Annotated in this window: 14 protein-coding genes; 8 read left to right on the forward strand and 6 right to left on the reverse strand. The window is 37.4% G+C overall.

Annotated features, from left to right (window positions below):
• Positions 1–55 precede the first annotated feature (55 nt).
• The gene (locus HDC90_RS09690) at positions 56–1,234 is read right to left on the reverse strand and encodes a class I SAM-dependent RNA methyltransferase (RefSeq protein WP_184465856.1); all 1,179 of its coding nucleotides are present in this window, start codon (positions 1,232–1,234) and stop codon (positions 56–58) included.
• Between the two features lie 71 nt (positions 1,235–1,305).
• Here HDC90_RS09690 and HDC90_RS09695 point away from each other — a divergent pair, with 71 nt between their 5' ends.
• The 3 genes from HDC90_RS09695 (at position 1,306) to HDC90_RS09705 (ending at position 4,754) form a co-directional block, all read left to right on the forward strand.
• The gene (locus HDC90_RS09695) at positions 1,306–1,671 is read left to right on the forward strand and encodes a DUF3127 domain-containing protein (protein ID WP_090501562.1); all 366 of its coding nucleotides are present in this window, start codon (positions 1,306–1,308) and stop codon (positions 1,669–1,671) included.
• A 255-nt stretch (positions 1,672–1,926) separates the two neighbouring features.
• On the forward strand, positions 1,927–3,747 hold the full coding sequence (locus HDC90_RS09700; protein WP_184465785.1) for a sensor histidine kinase KdpD: 1,821 nt from the start codon (positions 1,927–1,929) through the stop codon (positions 3,745–3,747).
• Positions 3,748–4,058: 311 nt separating this feature from the next.
• Positions 4,059–4,754, forward strand: a complete 696-nt coding sequence (locus tag HDC90_RS09705; RefSeq protein WP_184465786.1) for a response regulator transcription factor — start codon at positions 4,059–4,061, stop codon at positions 4,752–4,754.
• A 137-nt stretch (positions 4,755–4,891) separates the two neighbouring features.
• Here HDC90_RS09705 and HDC90_RS09710 read toward each other — a convergent pair whose 3' ends face one another.
• Both HDC90_RS09710 and mqnB read right to left on the reverse strand, forming a co-directional pair.
• The gene (locus HDC90_RS09710; protein ID WP_184465788.1) at positions 4,892–5,740 is read right to left on the reverse strand and encodes a menaquinone biosynthesis family protein; all 849 of its coding nucleotides are present in this window, start codon (positions 5,738–5,740) and stop codon (positions 4,892–4,894) included.
• Positions 5,741–5,858: 118 nt separating this feature from the next.
• A complete protein-coding gene (gene mqnB, locus HDC90_RS09715; protein WP_184465790.1) occupies positions 5,859–6,482 on the reverse strand; it encodes a futalosine hydrolase in 624 nt (207 codons plus the stop codon).
• Between the two features lie 111 nt (positions 6,483–6,593).
• On the opposite strand from mqnB, the gene HDC90_RS09720 reads away from it, so the two are divergent.
• From HDC90_RS09720 to HDC90_RS09735, 4 genes are all read left to right on the forward strand, one after another.
• Complete coding sequence (locus tag HDC90_RS09720; RefSeq protein ID WP_029274209.1) at positions 6,594–7,004, forward strand: 6-carboxytetrahydropterin synthase; 411 nt, start codon at positions 6,594–6,596, stop codon at positions 7,002–7,004.
• 12 nt (positions 7,005–7,016) lie between these two features.
• Positions 7,017–7,652: a GTP cyclohydrolase I FolE gene (folE, locus tag HDC90_RS09725; protein ID WP_184465792.1), complete on the forward strand. Its 636-nt coding sequence runs from the start codon at positions 7,017–7,019 to the stop codon at positions 7,650–7,652.
• Between the two features lie 179 nt (positions 7,653–7,831).
• Entirely contained in the window at positions 7,832–8,713 is an 882-nt protein-coding gene (gene fabD, locus HDC90_RS09730; protein WP_184465794.1) for an ACP S-malonyltransferase, read from the forward strand.
• 89 nt (positions 8,714–8,802) lie between these two features.
• Complete coding sequence (locus HDC90_RS09735) at positions 8,803–12,534, forward strand: HAMP domain-containing sensor histidine kinase (RefSeq protein WP_184465796.1); 3,732 nt, start codon at positions 8,803–8,805, stop codon at positions 12,532–12,534.
• Positions 12,535–12,570: 36 nt separating this feature from the next.
• Here the strand turns inward: HDC90_RS09735 and HDC90_RS09740 are convergent, their stop codons facing one another.
• Positions 12,571–13,473, reverse strand: coding sequence for a hypothetical protein (locus HDC90_RS09740; protein WP_184465798.1), 903 nt, complete (start codon positions 13,471–13,473; stop codon positions 12,571–12,573).
• A gap of 206 nt (positions 13,474–13,679) precedes the next feature.
• On the opposite strand from HDC90_RS09740, the gene HDC90_RS09745 reads away from it, so the two are divergent.
• The gene (locus tag HDC90_RS09745) at positions 13,680–15,224 is read left to right on the forward strand and encodes a glycoside hydrolase family 10 protein (RefSeq protein ID WP_184465800.1); all 1,545 of its coding nucleotides are present in this window, start codon (positions 13,680–13,682) and stop codon (positions 15,222–15,224) included.
• A 9-nt stretch (positions 15,225–15,233) separates the two neighbouring features.
• Here HDC90_RS09745 and HDC90_RS09750 read toward each other — a convergent pair whose 3' ends face one another.
• A complete protein-coding gene (locus HDC90_RS09750; RefSeq protein WP_184465802.1) occupies positions 15,234–16,253 on the reverse strand; it encodes a LacI family DNA-binding transcriptional regulator in 1,020 nt (339 codons plus the stop codon).
• A 36-nt stretch (positions 16,254–16,289) separates the two neighbouring features.
• A complete protein-coding gene (locus HDC90_RS09755) occupies positions 16,290–17,450 on the reverse strand; it encodes an acyltransferase family protein (protein WP_184465804.1) in 1,161 nt (386 codons plus the stop codon).
• Positions 17,451–17,627 lie beyond the last annotated feature (177 nt).

Here is a 17,627-nt window from a genome sequence, read left to right on the forward strand (position 1 = left end):
TTTTTACGTTATGGTACGTAAGAGAGTGTAATATATTAATTTTCAATGAAAAAGACTAAGCATCAATCAATGGCGCCCGGCGAGAACCATCATATAATTCATATTCCAGTAAACGACAATCTAATTTACCATTATAAAATTCAATTTTTTTAGTAGCCTTTAATCCAATTTTCTTTGCAAGATCAGGGTTTCCTGTGAAAATATACCCCGAATAGCCCTTACATTTCGTTTTCATAAAATCCCCCATGCGTTTATAGGTCAGTTCCAGCTTGCTGTGCACGCCTAAACGTTCGCCATACTCCGGATTAAAAACTACCACACCTTTGCCATCTTCAGGAATTGGCGTTAATTCAAAATCGCAGACTTCAAATTCAATTAAAGTATCCACACCTGCAGTTTTAGCATTTCTACGGGTTACTTCAACTGCATCTTCCGAAAGATCTGAAGCTACAATTTTAAGGTCAATATTTTTAATTACCTGGTCTTTTAAAATTCGGCGTTCAGCAAAAAAATCTTCTTCATTATAACCTAAGATATGCATAAAACCATAATTCATGCGGTATAACCCCGGAGCACGGTTAGTGGCAATCAGTGCTGCTTCGATAGCTAAAGTTCCTGAACCGCACATGGGGTTAATAAATGGCGATTTTTTATCCCACTTGGTGGCTAAAATAACTCCTGCGGCCAAAGCTTCTAACATGGGTGCCTTTCCGGGGATTTTGCGGTAACCGTGTTTGGCAAGGGTTTCGCCAGAAGTATCCATAAAAACATCTGCATCAGCATCTTTCCAGTATAAATGCACGACCGTTTTATTTGCGTCTGATCCAGAGTTAGGCCTGATGCCTTTTTTCTCTTTCATGCGGTCTACAATGGCATCCTTAACTTTTAAGTTAGCAAAAAGGGGGGTGGTAATATTTGGGTTATCAACATTTGAGGTTACAGAGAAATAACCCGAAAAATCAATTAGTTCTTCCCACTCAATAGCTGCAATTTCGTTGTATAAATCATCAGGCGTAATGGCTTTGAAACTTTTTATGGCATATAGGATCTGACTGGCACAGCGTAAGTTCAAATTTAGCTTAATACACTCTGTAAGGGTAATATTAAGCTCAACGCCTGTAGCAAAAGACCGCTCGATGGTATAGCCTAAAGCCGTAACTTCTTCTTGTAAATAAGGCGAAAGGCGCTTATTGCAGGTAATAATTACCTTGCTTTTATTGTGGAAAACTTGCATCATAATATATGCGAAGTTATCAATAAAATTATAGAGATTTGATGTTTATAGTACATTAAGTAGTATTAGATATGGAAATTAAAGGAAAAGTACACGAAGTAGGTGCCACACAACAAGTAAGTGAAACGTTTAAAAAACGTGATTTAATAGTAGAATACGCAGAAAACCCAACATACCCAGAATATATCCGTTTTGAGGCTTTACAAGATAAAACTGCATTATTAGATACATTTAAAGCGGGCGATGAGGTTGAGGTTTTCTTTAATTTACGTGGTCGCCCTTGGACAGATAAAACAGGTAAAACATCATATTTTAACAGTTTGGTTATTTGGCGTATAAATGCAGTTGCAGCAGGTGCTCCGGCCGCTACGCCAGCTTATGCAGCTCCGGTTGATGTAAGCAATGCACCAGGTGAAGATGATGATTTGCCTTTCTAAATAAAGAATCTTTTTTAAGCAAACAATTTTGAACCATGCCGAGGCTTTAGCCCCGGCATTTTTTTGCCCTTTTGCCAGACGTCCGAAGTTTATCTGGCGCATTACACAGCAAACTTCGGATGCCTTTCCCACGTTCAGCGCTGTTAAAATATGTTAAAAACAAACACTTCGCTTAGCTAATGAGTATTTTTGATATCTGTTTAGATTTAAGAAGATTATGCCCTGGTTTTTTTAGCTTTAAAACCAATCTAGTTCATGAAGAAAAAGAGTTTTTGGTTAATTACCGTTTTAATGACGGTGGCTTTGCTTGGTGTTTTTGTAATGCAGCTGTATTACATCAGGGAATCGTATAAACTAAAATCTCAACTTTTTGATGAGCAGGTAAACCAAACGCTAACATCGGTAGTAAATAAAATACAACGGAGAAATGTTGCTGATCACCTAAACCGGAAAGATGCTGAAAATAAGTTAAAGCAGTTACAGGATTCCAGACAACGGGCCTTAGATATTAAGGATTTACGCCAACAGTACGTACAGGAGGCAGAGCTGCGGCAAGCCGAACGGGAAAACCAGATCGAAAGTTACCTGAACCAACAAGATAGTATTATCCGTGTATCTTATCGGGCACCAAATGTGATTTCTGAACGGGAATATACTTCGTTGAGTTCGAAAAACGGTGACAAGCTGGATTTGCAGATGGATGCGATTATTGATATTAAGAGCCTTATTTTAAAAGGCTATAGCATGCGTACAAAACCTTTTAGCGCACCGCCAAAAGCATTCGAATTTAAAAGTCTGCAGAGTTTGCCCGATACATTAAGATATCTGGTTTTTGATCCCCGGGATGGTAGCCCTGGTTTTGCAAATGTTCCTAAAATTCCTAATGATTTACAGAAAAAATTTAAGCGTGAAGATGAGATTGAACGGAAAAAATTAGAACTTAAAATTGCAGCACTGGGTAAGGATACTTTTTCGTACACCCGATCGAGTGTGGTTGAGGATGTATCTAAAGAACTGCAGGAAACCAATGTGCCAATTTATAAACGTATTAATTTTAGTTCTTTAGATCGTTTATTAAAGCAAGAGCTCCTTGCTAATAATATTTCATTAGCGCCTTCTTACCGCATTTCGTTGGCCAGAAAAGATTCGACCATTTTTATGATGGCTTCTAACGTTAAAGGAGAGTTTTTGCCCGAAAATACCTATAAAACACCTTTGTTTGGAAACGATATCTTTCGCGATCCCGGGATGCTATTAGTCAGTTTTCCGAATAAAAATTCGGCTATTATATCTAATCTAAGTGTTACGCTTGCCTCATCAATTGGCTTGTTACTGGTACTTGTTTTTATTTTCTCTTATACCTTGTATGCTATTTTGAAGCAGAAAAAACTGTCGGAAATGAAAACAGATTTCATTAATAACATGACGCACGAATTTAAAACCCCTGTGGCTACCATAATGATTGCCAGTGAGGCTTTGAAAGATCCGGAGGTTACAGAAGATAAAGCCAGGTTAAAACGCTTGGCAGGGATTATTTATGATGAAAATGTTCGCCTGGGTAGTCATATCGAGCGTGTTTTAAGTATAGCCCGTTTAGAAAAAGGCGAGCTTAAAATGGAGAATAACGAAGTAGATGTGAACGATTTGATTGTGATTGTGCTGGATAGCATGGAATTGCAGTTACAGAAAAGGAATGCTATTGTTAATGTACATACCGATGCAGAAAATGCCGTTGTATATGGCGATGAACTCCATCTGTCTAATGTAATTTATAACCTGATTGATAATGCCAATAAATACAGTAGTGATACGCCAGAGATTACCATTACTACCCGCAATGCCGGCAAGAATTTAATTATCGAAATAGCAGATAAAGGCATTGGGATGACCAAGGAACAGTCTAAACGGATTTTCGATCAGTTTTATAGGGTGCCAACAGGTAATTTGCACGATGTTAAAGGTTTTGGCCTAGGTTTAAATTATGTTCAGGATATTATTAAGAAATTGAACGGAACGGTTAAGGTAAGTAGCGAAAAAGATAGAGGAACAACGTTCGAAATATCTTTACCTTTATAAATAGTTAAACATCGTTACAAAAGCTTGCCCTATTGATACATTAAAATAAAACGGGTTTAATTTGGCTAATAAAGTAGAGTATTCATTTAATCTGCAACATAAATTAAACCGTTATGCATATTCAGGATCAAACTTTCAATGTGGCTAATGCCACGTATGTGAATAAAAATAAGAAAATGAAACCATCATGATTTTTCAAATCACACAGCGGGATGAATAAACGGCTCAAGCCTTCTTGAACACCGTTAAAACATCTGCATTGGTGAAAAATCTGATAGCTTCATTACCGATAAAAAACAAACTATATACCAATGAAAAAAATACTTCTGGTAGAAGACGACCCAAATTTAGGTTTACTGTTGCAAGACTATTTGCAGTTAAAAGGCAAGTTTGATGTAGTGTTATGCACCGATGGTGAGGATGGATTGAGAGCATTTAATAAGCAGAACTTCGATTTATGCATTTTAGATGTGATGATGCCTAAAAAAGATGGTTTTACCTTGGGTAAAGATATTAGAAAGGTAAATACACAGGTACCTATTATTTTTGCAACGGCTAAAACCATGTTAGAAGATAAATCTGCTGCCTATGATTTAGGTGGCGATGATTATATTACCAAACCTTTCCGTATAGAAGAGTTACTACTGCGTATTAACGCGATGTTTAAACGCATAGCCAATAAAACAGATCAGAATGATGAGGCTGCCGAAACACAGTTTTCCATCGGTCAATATCATTTCGATTATACTACGCAGATTATTACCGATAATGATAATCAGCAAAAACTATCTACCAAAGAAGCCGAGCTGTTGCGTTTATTGTGTTTGAAAAAAAATACCGTTTTAACCCGTGAAGAGGCTCTGTTAAGTATCTGGCATGATGATAATTACTTTAATGGAAGAAGTATGGATGTGTTTTTAAGTAAGTTACGTAAATACCTAAGGGCCGACCCGACAGTAGAAATTATTAACGTGCACGGAAAAGGCTATAAGCTTTTGGTAAGTTAAATTAACTAGACCAATCGTCCTTCTGAACTTATTTCAGGGTCATCATGATGCCGATTTATCGTCATTTCGACTGGAGTGCAGCGGAATGGAGAAATCTTTTATGGATCTCTCCGCTACGGTCGAGACGGATCGATGAATTAGATATACAAATTCTCCTGAATAGCAGGAATGATATTCCGCTCCTGGGCAAGTTTAAATAGGGTATCAACCGCTTTACGGCCTTCTTCGCCAAGGTTTATGCTATATTTATTTACATATAATTCGATGTGTTTGTACATCACACTTTCTTCCATAGCCTGGGCGTGCTGGCGGATAAAATCGATTCCCGATTTTGGATGTGCAAAAGCAAACTCTACCGATTGGCGGACTAAGCGGTTCACCTTTAATTGAAGATCGTGTTCTAAATTACGGTTAATTACGATTCCGCCTAATGGAATGGCACAACCCGTTAGTTTTTCCCAATAATCGCCTAAATCAACTATTTTAGTTAAGCCCTTATCCTGATAGGTAAACCTGTTTTCGTGAATAATCAGGCCTAAATCGATCTGCTCATTAAGTAAAGCCGATTCAATTTCCGAAAAAATAAGTTCTTGTTTGTTTTGTAATTGGGGATAAGCAATTCCCAACAAGAAATTTGCAGTAGTATACTTTCCTGGTATCCCAATTTTGAGTTTCGCGTTGGGGCTGTGGAGTTGAGGGTCTGCTGAACCTTCAAAATGATTTTTGCTAATTAATAACGGGCCAACGCCAAAGCCCAGGGCACTACCGGCATCTAATAAAGCATATTGGTTGGCTACATAAGCAAATGCATGAAAGCTTAATTTGGTAATGTCTAATTCGCCCCGAAGTGCCTTTTGGTTTAAGGTTTCTACATCATCATAAGAAACCTCAAATTCTAACCCTTCCGTATCAATTTTATGGTGAATTAGTGCATCGAAAATAAATGTATCGTTAGGGCAGGGAGAAAATCCAAGTGTAAGTTTCATCTATTTATTTTTTTGTTTTCAGTTGTTAGATGGAGCCTTTGACAATTAAAATAATTATTTTAATTGTGTCGGGTTCATAAATCAAAATTAAGTACTGCGATAAACTAATCGGTCATAATCAGTTCATTTCTCCAACAAAAGCAATGGCCCAATCGTTTAAGTTTTTAATGGCCAAACCAATTTTCCAATTGTCTTTATTTCTTGGTTCTACATAATTAGATATACTTCTGATCTGTAAACTAGCTATATTTAACTGTTTACATGCATAAAAAACAGCGGCGCCTTCCATACTTTCGGTAGTTGGATTTAACCTCCTCACTAAATTTTTGATACTTTTTTCGCTCCCCGTTACACAATTTACGGTTATGCCTTTTGCAATGGGTAGGTTAACGCTTTTTTGTGTTTTCGAAGTGTAATGGTTCTCACCAAAGCCTAAATCACTTATGGTTAAAAATTCATCTCCATTTTCAGCGCCCAGTTCAGCAAAAGTATCTTCAGTAATATTTAACACTGTACCTAAAGCTATATCCCGGGCGAAGCTTCCGGCGATGCCGAAATTTACCACAAGACTATATTTAGATGAAAGATGTTTGCCAAGGGCAAAGGCTGTTGCTACCATTCCAACTCCGGTAATTAGCAAATCGAAATTTTTACTTTCAACAAAATCTCCATCTGGTAAATTAAAATGCTGGTAAAAGAAGGAAAGTTCGGCTTTTGTGGCAGCAACAATTAAAGTTTTCATAAAGTAAAGTTAGCAGATTGTTTTCGTTAAAATTTAGGTTTTATGTAAGCTTTGGTCTTTAGTCTTTAAGCTTGAACCTTTATCTGTATATTTGCATTTTATTTTATAATAATGATTTACATCACGAGAAAAGCATCATTTAATGCGGCGCATAAATTGGCCCGTACCGATTGGGATGATGATAAAAACAATGAAGTTTATGGTAAATGTGCCAACCCCAACTGGCATGGCCATAACTATTGGTTATATGTTACCGTTAAAGGCGAAGTGAATCCGGAAACAGGTTTTCTGGTTGATTTGAAATGGCTGAAAGACGTAATGAATGATTATGTGGTAGATAAGGTTGATCATAAAAATCTAAATCTTGATGTAGATTTTATGAAAGGCAAGTTGGCTTCAACTGAAAATCTGGCCATCGAAATCTGGAAGCAACTTTGGGCTCCGATTGCAGAGAGCGGTGCAGTTTTACATTGCGTAAAAATATACGAAACCGAAAATAATTTTGTTGAATACTTTGGTTAAAAACCTAAATTAATGAGCGATAAAGACGTATTGAAAGGCGAATCGAGAGACGGTTATGTGAAAATAGACCGTTACAACGAAGATAAAATTGAAGCTGTAGCTACACATTATAAAGATATTCTTGGCCAGTTGGGTGAAAACCCCGAGCGCGAAGGCTTATTAAAAACACCTGAGCGCGTGGCTAAAGCATTACAATATTTAACACATGGTTACGATTTAAAACCTGATGAAATTCTGAGGGGCGCCATGTTTGAAGAGGATTATAGCCAAATGGTTGTGGTTAAGGATATTGAAGTGTATTCGATGTGCGAACACCATATGCTGCCTTTCTTCGGTAAAGCACATATCGCTTATATTCCTAACGGGCACATTGTTGGTCTAAGTAAAATTCCACGTGTAGTTGATGCCTTTGCCCGCCGTTTACAAGTACAGGAACGTTTAACGAACGAAATTAGGGATTGTATCCAAAATACCCTTAGTCCGATGGGGGTTGCGGTGGTAATGGAATGCAGGCACTTATGTATGTCTATGCGTGGTGTGCAAAAACAAAACTCGGTAACCACAACATCAGCCTTTACAGGAACTTTTTTAAGTAACGATAAAACGAGGGCTGAGTTTTTAAGGTTAATTACTGCAAGTTTAGATTAACCTTAATTAGAGAGTATCAAGTATCAAGATTTGGATGGTACACCAAATATAAAAAGGTATAGGTTAGGCTTTTAGAAAAACGCTTGACACTATGCTAACCATAGAACTTAAATGCATATCAAGTTAGGCACTTGGCATTCAACGCTGGCCGCCAAACGCGATACGCCAAACTAATTATAATGAAAGCATATATTTTTCCCGGACAGGGAGCACAGTTTGTAGGTATGGGTAAAGATCTTTATGAGCACCCCAAAGCTGCAGCTTTATTTGAACAGGCCAATGAAATTATCGGTTTCCGTATTAGCGATATTATGTTTAACGGAACAGATGAGGAGCTTAAACAAACCAATGTAACCCAACCAGCAATCTTTTTGCATTCGGTTATTTTAGCCAAAGTGTTAGGCGATGATTTTAAACCAGATATGGTTGCAGGCCATTCCTTGGGCGAATTTTCGGCTTTAGTGGCTGCAAATGCATTAAGCTTTGAAGATGGGTTAAAACTGGTTATTGCCCGTGCAAATGCCATGCAAAAAGCATGCGAGGCACAGCCATCAACCATGGCAGCTATTTTAGGTTTAGCTGATGATGTGGTTGAAAAAATCTGTGCTGAAATTGATGCCGTAGTCGTTCCTGCAAATTACAACTGCCCCGGGCAATTGGTAATTTCGGGCAGCATAGAAGGGATTGATCTGGCTTGTGCTAAACTAACAGAAGCGGGAGCTAAAAGAGCTTTAAAATTAAATGTAGGCGGTGCATTCCACTCGCCTTTAATGGAACCAGCGAAAATCGAATTACAGGCTGCCATTGAAGCTACCAATATTGCATCACCAATTTGCCCTGTTTATCAAAATGTTGATGCTAAGCCATATACAGATCCGGCAGAAATAAAATCTAATTTAATTAAACAATTAACAGGTGCTGTACGTTGGACACAGACAGTGGGTAACATGCTTGCCGATGGTGCAACAGAATTTGTAGAAGTTGGTCCGGGTAATGTGTTGCAGGGATTGGTTAAAAAAGTAAGTCGCGAAGTACAAACCAGTAGTGCTGCGATAGCTTAATTTTATTCAAATAGAATATTAGTGCCAACGCCATAAACTCAATGTTTATGGCGTTGTTTTTTATCAATATTTAATATCTTTATCCGTAGATGAAAATGAGCTTTGGTGTAAAAATAAGATTTCTATTGCTTGTTTTGGGCTGCTGCCTCATTGCAACTTCTATTTCGTTAAGCAGATTTACAACCAAAAGTGAGCTTCTGGAGCACGATGCACAAGAGATTCAACAGAATCTTTTGATCAAAGAAAAGGCGGTAAAAAGCTTTTTGGCCGATAAACAGCAGGTTGCCAAGGCAAAACAGTTTCACCTCAATCCACAGAATGCGATAAATTTTATCAATGCCTATCGTAAAAACAACGGCATAAATCTATTAACCTATCAAAACAACCAGCTTAAGTTTTGGAGCACCTATAAAGTTGGCGAAATAGATCCCACTACAATAAAAGAGGGTAGTTCGGTATTGTTTTTTTATAATGGCTGGTACGAGGTGATTAAAAGTACTCAGGGTAATTTCAGTTTTATTTTCTTAATCACCATTCAATCTCAATACCCTTTTAAAGAAACAAAGTATTTTAAAAATGATATCGATCCAATTTTATCAACCACCAAAACATTAACGTTTGCATCTTTTACCGATAAGGACGTGTATGTAATAAAAAGTTTGGATAATAAGTTTTTATTTGGCCTTAAAGTAAAACCCGGGTACGCAGAAACCCATTATTCGGGCACACAATTGTGGCTGTTTGTTGCAGGCATGTTATGCATCTGCATGTTTTTTAATTCGTTAAGTTCGTTTATTGCCAGGCGTGGACATATTGCCTGGGGTACTTTTTTGCTATTGTTTTTCTTTTTAGCCTTTAGGTTAACAGATTTATATTACGGTTGGTTTAACCACAGGTTTACCTTAGATCTATTTGATCCGAGGATATATGCAGATAATTTCCTGATGCCTTCGTTAGGCGATTTTCTGTTAAATGTAATTGCACTAACCTGGTTACTCTTGTTTATGTACAACCATAAGGAACAATATAAGTTTCCGGGGTGGATTAAGCGGAGTAAAATAATTGGAATGGTTATTCAGGCAGGCTTAATGGTGTTAATTGGCCGGATTGTTTGGGATACCGATGATATTTTCTTCGGATTGATTTTTAACTCAAAAATTAATTTCGATATCGTTAATATCCTCAAGCTTAGCGGAACCAGTTGGGTAGGTATTGTAATTTTATGTTTGGCCTGGTTTCAGATTTACCTGATAACAGCCGTCTCGGCAACAGTAAGCAGTCAATTAAATGTAAGCAATAAAGAGCGGGTCATTATTTTTTTAATTGGCTTTGCAGGTGTTTTTATCTACAAGTTGGTGGTAGATTTTAATGCATTTTTTATTGTTTTTGCGCTTGTATTATTTATCGTGGCAAGGGCTGTTTATTTAAAAGAAAAAAACTTTTCAATCGGCATGTTTGCCATCGTATTTTTTTGTCTGGCTTTTAACACGTCTATTAAGTATACCAAGTATAAAGATATTAAAGAAAGAAGTTTGCGCGAGCCTTTGGCCAGAAAAGTGCAATCAGCTGAAGATCCGAATGCCATTATTGCTTTAGGTACTTTGGGCGATGAGATTGTTAAAGATAATTTTCTGGCAAACTATTTTAGTCAAAACCGAAAGGGTGGCTATGCGGTGCTCAAAAATCATATTAAAGATTATTTGGATGGCTATTTAAACCGATACGATTATCAGATCTATCCTTATGATAAATTGGGGGCTGCAATAGAAAATGCTGATACGCCACCGATTGATAAGTATAAAAACCTGGTTGAAGCTGGCTCTGTTAAAATTGATGGATCTAATTTTTTTTATCAGGTGAACAATACATTTGGTTATCAAGATTACTTTGGGATCATCTCAGTGGTAAATAAAGGCAGTTTATTGGGTACACTTGTTATCGAACTCCGATCGAAACCTTATAATTATAACAACCGGCTACCCGACCTCTTAGGTGATCAAAAATTAATCAAAGATGAAGATTTTAAGGGTTATTCCATTGCTTTGTACAGCAATAATAAATTGCTTAATCAATCTGGAAATTATACATATCCTTTAGATGGAAGCATATTTAAAGGTAGGAAAGATGATTTTGTTACCCTTAGCGATGATAGTTTGCATTACAGCCATTTGGTTTATAAGCCTTCTGCAAGTAAAATGGTGGTGATAAGTAAAGCAAAGGTAGATTATGTAGAACGTTTGGCAGCGCTGTCTTTCTTTTTTCTGGTGTTTATCATCTTCTCCTTAGTGCTTTATGGGTTAATATGGTTAATCAAAAACCTTGATGATGATAAGGTGGGCTGGTTCAGTATCAACAGGTCTTTAATGATCAATGCCAATAAGATTTTGTATAAAACCAGAATCCAGGTTTCTATTGTATTGGCCGTTGTAGCAACCTTGGTTATTGTGGGCTGGGGAACCTACTATTACATGAACCATGAGTACCGTGAGCAGCAGGATACTATATTAAAAGATAAAATAAGAAAGGTTCAGCAGAACTTTGAAAAGCAGATTTTCAGTAATGGCATTATTGCAAACGATGAGAATGCAGCAGCAGATTTTAACAATTTTGCCGATATCAATAATGCTGATTTGAATTTATATGACTTGGATGGCAACCTGATCATGACGACCTATCCTAAGCTTTATAATTATAAAATTATTGGCAAGAAAATGGGGCCAACAGCCTTCTTTTCTCTAAGTGGTTTACACCGATCAGAATTTATCAACCCAGAGGAGAAAATTGGTAATTTAACCTATGCTGCTGCATATGCCCCAATTAGGAACGCTCAAAATAAAACAATTGCCTATATTGGTTTGCCCAATTACTCTACCGAAGAAGAATATACCGATAAACTGGCGCTTTTTGTAAGTAACCTGATTAATCTTTATGCACTGGTATTTGTGGCCATTGGGGTATTGGCTGTATTTTTGGCCAATCAAATTACCAATCCCTTAACTTTTATTCAGGATAGTATTAGTAAAACTAAAATAGGGCAAAAGAATGAGCCTATTGTATGGCGTAGACATGATGAGATCGGCTCTTTAATTAAGGAATATAATCATATGATTGCGGCCTTAGAAGATAGTGCAATTAAACTGGCCAGATCGGAACGGGAGAGTGCCTGGCGTGAAATGGCCAAACAGGTTGCTCACGAAATTAAGAATCCACTAACGCCTTTAAAGCTAGGTGTTCAGTTGTTGGAGAAATCGTGGAAAGAGAAAGATCCTAATTTCGAACTGAAGTTTAATAAGTTTAGCAAATCATTTATAGAACAGATTGATAGCCTTTCGAAAATTGCTTCTGAATTTTCGAATTTTGCCAAAATGCCCGATACCAACCTGGAGCGACTTTCTTTACTTCCGATTATTGAGCAGGCAAGAGAGGTATTTAAAAGCACCGAAAACGTTACCATTGATGTGTTAAACAAGAGCGAGAAGGATATCGAAATCATGGCAGACCACGATCAGCTTTTAAGAACGTTTAATAACCTGCTTAAAAACGCGATAGAAGCTATAGATGAGGAAACTTTATGCTGCATTACCATTATTGTATATGTAGATGCGAAAAATGCATATATAGAAATAAAGGATAATGGAAAAGGCATACCGCCAACCCTGCAGGATAAAATATTTGTACCGAACTTTACTACAAAAACATCGGGCACTGGTTTAGGTTTAGCCTTTGTTAAGCAGGCTGTAGAAAATGCTGGCGGTTCAGTTAAATTTACCTCAATAAGCGGGTTAGGAACAACGTTCTATCTGAACTTTCCTTTAGTTTAAATGAAAAATAAGGTAGATTGGTTAATCGGACAGGGGTTATCTCAGCTCCACTTGCGCCTTGCCCATGGTATTACCATCAGCATATAAAATTACGGTATATATGCCTTTTATAAATGGTTTAGGGTTTGTCCAGTCGATAACATAGGTGCTGTCATCGTTATTGTAGTCAATAAAAATAGAATGACTGAATTGCATATCCTGTCCATCTGCTTCGAAATGGTTCCCTTCGTCTGCTAGCAGGTTTCCTGCCGGATCAAATACCCGAAGGTAAATGTTATGATGTCCTTTTTCAGCTAACTGGTTCGGCACAACGTTAAAACGCACACTTAACTTTTCGGCCGTAGATGATTTGCTCACTTCTACTTTTTTGCCGTTAGATTTTGTTCTGAAAGCAATAATTTCGGCCGATTGAAGCTTTAATGCGGCGGCTGTTTTCACTTTCGCATTTAAATTAGAGTTTTCGTTCTCCAGGTTCGATGCCTTATTACTGATGTTTCTTAGTGAGTTTTGTAAACTATCGCGACTATTTTTTAGAAAAATATTGTCTTTTTGCAGCTGAATAATCTGATCATTGTAATTTTTTACAAATGTTTTCAGGTCATTAATTTGTGCATTGGCTTTGTCGAGTTCGCCCTGGGTAATCTGGTTTTTTTCTAAAGCAGTTTTAAGTTCTTCAATTTTTACCCGCGCAAGCTTCTGTTCTTCAACAAGTTTCTCGTTTAAATCCAGGTTCAATGCATTAACCTTATCCAGCTCAACCTCGATTTTTTCTACCTCCAGCCGTAGTTTATCCTTCTCTGCACTAACGGTAACAAATCTTTCGCTTTGTTGTCGGTCTTTAAAAAACAAGTAAGCATTTGTGCCAATTAAAGCAGCAATAACGATGACCAGGAAGTAAATTTTGTTTCTATCACCCTTATTAATCTTTTGTGGTTCCATTTTTAATAACGCTGTATCTTCTGTAAATTAATATACTTTTGTTCTCCATAGGTAAATGGGGGTACACAATTAATTTTAGCAGGGCGCAAATTAAAATTTTTTAAAAACTTATAAGAGTTTTTAAAAAAAATCGTTTAATTGCTAATGTTCATTTGTATTCAAATCAACACAAACACACAACCTGAATAAAAAATAAGACAGAAATAATGCTTAAAAACTTCCTATACGCACTTTTATCTTTAACTGTAATACCTTATATATTAAATGCACAACCATTATCAAAAATTGCACCAAAAAGGGAGTTTAGAGGTGTTTGGGTAGCTACTGTAACCAATATAGACTGGCCATCTAAACCAGGTTTAAGCATTGATCAACAAAAGCAGGAGCTGATTGGCCTTTTAGAAAGGCATAAAAGCCAAGGGATGAATGTTATTATTTTGCAGGTTAGGCCCGCGGCAGATGCATTCTATGCAAAATCTAGAGAACCATGGAGCCAGTGGTTAATGGGGAAACAGGGTTTGGCACCAGCACCTGGATATGATCCTTTGGCCTTCGCCGTTAAAGAAGCACATTTCAGGGGAATGGAGCTTCATGCCTGGTTTAATCCTTATAGAGCCAGTATGAGCAGCACTGCTGTATTGAGCGAAAACCATGCTTATCGTAAACATCCCGATTGGTTTTTTACCTATGGAGGCAAAAAACAGTTTGATCCGGGTATCCCAGATGTGAGGGAATATATTGTTCAGGTAATTTTAGACGTGGTAAAGGGCTATGATATTGATGGTATTCATTTCGATGATTATTTTTACCCTTATAAAGTAGAGGGGCAAACGATTAATGATGGTAACACTTTTTACAAATACCCTAATAATTTTTCGGACATAAAAGATTGGAGGCGTAACAACGTCGATCTGCTCATCAAACAGCTTGACGATAGTATCCATCATTATAAGAAATGGGTGAAGTTTGGTATTAGTCCTTTTGGTATCTGGAAAAATAAAAATGAAGATCCAGAAGGCTCTGCTACCAGTGGCCTATCCAACTACGCAGAATTATTTGCCGATAGCCGTAAGTGGGTTAAAGAGGGCTGGGTAGATTACATTAATCCTCAAATTTATTTTACGTTTACCAGGAGAGTAGCACCTTATGGTGTTTTAGTTGATTGGTGGAGCAATAATACCTTCGGTAGGCATGTTTATATTGGGCAGGGTGCCTATCTGGTAAACTCGAGAGCAGAAGCAGCCTGGAAAAACCTAAGCGAAATACCCAAGCAGATTAGATACCTTAGAGATAACAACCGGATTCAGGGTAGCGTGTTTTTTAGTTCTAAATCATTAAGCACGGTTGCTAAGGCGGTTGGCGATTCGCTAAAGAACGATCTTTATAAATATCCTGCTTTGCCACCGCAAATGCCATGGCTGGATGAGGTACCACCAAACGAGCCTCAAGCATTAACCGCTGATGCACTAAAAGATGGTGTACATTTAAAATGGCAACTTCCACTAAAGGCAAAAGATGGAGAAACGGCTTCGGGATTTGTAGTTTACCGATTTAATGAAGGAGAGAAGATTTCGATACTCGATCCTAAGAACATTATTAAAATAAGCTTTGAAGATTATGTTTCCTATATTGATACCAGTGTAGAAAGTGGAAAGCGGTACAGCTACCTCGTAACAGCGTTAGATCGATTAAAAAATGAAAGTGAGCCTAGTGGGCCTGTTGGTATTGAAGTCCCTTTAGCAAAGGAGTAATAGGTTTTTTTAACTCTTTTTATTGGTCGATTCTCTTTCTACAACAGCTGGGTCAAGCACAATATGCTCCATATTTGCGTATGGGTTTTCCTGATTAATCATTTTCAGAAACATTTTAGCACATTCTTGGCCCATTTGTGATGCATGCTGATCAATTGTTGATAGGTTAGGTGTGATGTAAGCTGAGAATGCTTCATTGGCAAAGCCAATTACACCAATTTCGGGAGGTGTTTCATCAATCTCTTTTAACTTTTTAATTACACCCAGCGCGGTAAAATCATCACCAGCAATAATAGCATCGGGTTTATTTTTGCTACGCATTAACTTACCTGCACCAAATCGGCCGTCTTTAATAGATAAACCTCCAAAAATAATATGCTCTTCTATTAGCGGAAGGTTATGGTCTGCTAAAGCTGCCTTGTACCCTTCTAAGCGATCATTAAATATTTTAATCTGGTGAACAGTGGTTACAAATGCAATTTTTTGATAGCCCTGGTCGATCAAATGTTTCGTAGCAATATATCCTGCCTTAAAATCATCGAGTGTAATGGTAGGGACTTTTAAATCTGTATTTACACGGTCGAATAATATAAGGGGCTTATTTTGCTTAATAATTTCGTCAAAGTGCGAAACATCTTCTGTTTCTAATGACATTGAAGCCATAATGCCATCTACCTGTGCTTCTAGTAGCGTTCTTACGCCGTTTATTTCATTTTCAACAGATTCGTTAGATTGATAAATAATAACACGGTAGCCGCTATCCTTCAGGCCATCTTCTATACAATGGATAATAGATGCAAAGAAATGTGCCTGTACACTTGGCACAATTACACCAATGATATGGGTTTTGCCAGATTTTAATGCAGATGCGAGTTTATTTGGGCTATAATTTAATTTTTTAGCCATTTCTACAACGGCCTTTCTCGTAGTATCGCTTATTGCGGGGAAGCCACTAAGTGCCCTCGAAACAGTTGATACTGTAATGTTTAGCGCTTTCGCTATATCGTATATGGTGGTTTTCTTTTTCAATTAGGGATGCAATCGTTCAATTATAGCATAAATTTATTAAACCTTAATAATAATGTTCTTTTTATACATAAAATATAATAACACATAGAAACCGAGCACATAGGTTATTGCCCAAACCAGTGAGGCATTTATAGGGCTAAAAAACGGAGCATAACAAGTTTCATAAAACCGGACCAGTAATCCTGTTTTGGTACCATTAGGTTTAGTAATCTGGATCAGGTTTAATACTCTGGGCATTAAGCCCGCTAAAAAAAAGACTGTAATGGCATTTACACCATAAACAACAAAAGGAGTGGTAAATTTTTTATAACCCTGAACATCAATGATCCAGTAACAAAGGGCCAATCCGATAGAGGCTAAGCCACCGGCATACAACACATAAGAGCTTGTCCATAGCGATTTGTTAATCGGGAATTGTAAATCCCAAAGTAAACCTAAAATAACTGCCGTAATCCCCGTAGTAAATAGCCAGGCAACCTTGGTTGGATTGTCTACATCTTTCCTGCGCATCCAAACCCCGACCAGGATACCAAATAAACAGGTACCTATTGCGGGTAATGTGCTCAAAATGCCCTCTGGATCCCAGGTTTTTGATGAAGCCCAGGTGTGTGCCTCTGTTAAAATTCCACGATCAATCCAGGCTGCTAAATTGGTTTCTTTTTCCAGATTGGGATAGCCAACTCCCGGAACAGGGATAAAGGTCATTAATGCCCAATAAACGGCAAGTATTACTATTAATGTTTTAAATATGGTTTTGTTGGAAACCTTGATAAAAATGATGCTGCTAATAATGAAAACAATGCCTATCCTTTGCAAAACGCCTAACAATCTTACAGTTTGAAAGGCCTCCCATATGGATCTGTTATCTATTATGGCGCTGATAATTTTCCCGAAAATAGCCAGGAAGAAACCCAGTAAATAAAGTATAATGCCACGTTTAACGGCTTTTATAATTGTTTTTTGATGTGTAGACGGATCGGCTTTGCTACTGCTCATGGCAAAGGCAATAGATACACCAACAATCCATAGAAAGAACGGGAAAATTAAGTCTGTTGGTGTACAGCCATTCCATTCTGCATGCTCTAAAGGGGCGTATATGTGCCCCCAGCTACCTGGATTATTCACTAAAATCATCGCAGCTACAGTTAATCCCCTAAAAAAATCAAGAGAAAGTAATCGTTGTTTAGGCTCGGTCATGGTTAGCTTGTTTGGGTTCAGCAAACTAATTTAGAATATTGTTTTTAGAATGAGAAATAAATAAGAAGTTGAGGAGATTATGTGTCATCCTTGAACAACGTGAAGGATCTTTAGCAGATGTAGTTTTTTATAATTCTTATCTAAAGATGCTACACTAAAAGATATTATGTTGTGGCA

Origin of the sequence: Pedobacter sp. AK013 (assembly GCF_014205835.1) — a bacterium.
Lineage (GTDB): Bacteria > Bacteroidota > Bacteroidia > Sphingobacteriales > Sphingobacteriaceae > Pedobacter.

Excerpts from the sequence above, each read along its gene's own strand:
- HDC90_RS09745 (WP_184465800.1), top strand. The coding sequence starts at position 13,680 with ATGCTTAAAAACTTCCTATACGCACTTTTATCTTTAACTGTAATACCT.
- HDC90_RS09740 (WP_184465798.1), bottom strand. The coding sequence starts at position 13,473 with ATGGAACCACAAAAGATTAATAAGGGTGATAGAAACAAAATTTACTTC.
- folE (WP_184465792.1), top strand. The coding sequence starts at position 7,017 with ATGAGCGATAAAGACGTATTGAAAGGCGAATCGAGAGACGGTTATGTG.
- HDC90_RS09700 (WP_184465785.1), top strand. The coding sequence starts at position 1,927 with ATGAAGAAAAAGAGTTTTTGGTTAATTACCGTTTTAATGACGGTGGCT.
- HDC90_RS09695 (WP_090501562.1), top strand. The coding sequence starts at position 1,306 with ATGGAAATTAAAGGAAAAGTACACGAAGTAGGTGCCACACAACAAGTA.
- HDC90_RS09755 (WP_184465804.1), bottom strand. The coding sequence starts at position 17,450 with ATGACCGAGCCTAAACAACGATTACTTTCTCTTGATTTTTTTAGGGGA.
- mqnB (WP_184465790.1), bottom strand. The coding sequence starts at position 6,482 with ATGAAAACTTTAATTGTTGCTGCCACAAAAGCCGAACTTTCCTTCTTT.
- HDC90_RS09720 (WP_029274209.1), top strand. The coding sequence starts at position 6,594 with ATGATTTACATCACGAGAAAAGCATCATTTAATGCGGCGCATAAATTG.
- HDC90_RS09710 (WP_184465788.1), bottom strand. The coding sequence starts at position 5,740 with ATGAAACTTACACTTGGATTTTCTCCCTGCCCTAACGATACATTTATT.
- HDC90_RS09690 (WP_184465856.1), bottom strand. The coding sequence starts at position 1,234 with ATGCAAGTTTTCCACAATAAAAGCAAGGTAATTATTACCTGCAATAAG.
- fabD (WP_184465794.1), top strand. The coding sequence starts at position 7,832 with ATGAAAGCATATATTTTTCCCGGACAGGGAGCACAGTTTGTAGGTATG.
- HDC90_RS09705 (WP_184465786.1), top strand. The coding sequence starts at position 4,059 with ATGAAAAAAATACTTCTGGTAGAAGACGACCCAAATTTAGGTTTACTG.
- HDC90_RS09735 (WP_184465796.1), top strand. The coding sequence starts at position 8,803 with ATGAAAATGAGCTTTGGTGTAAAAATAAGATTTCTATTGCTTGTTTTG.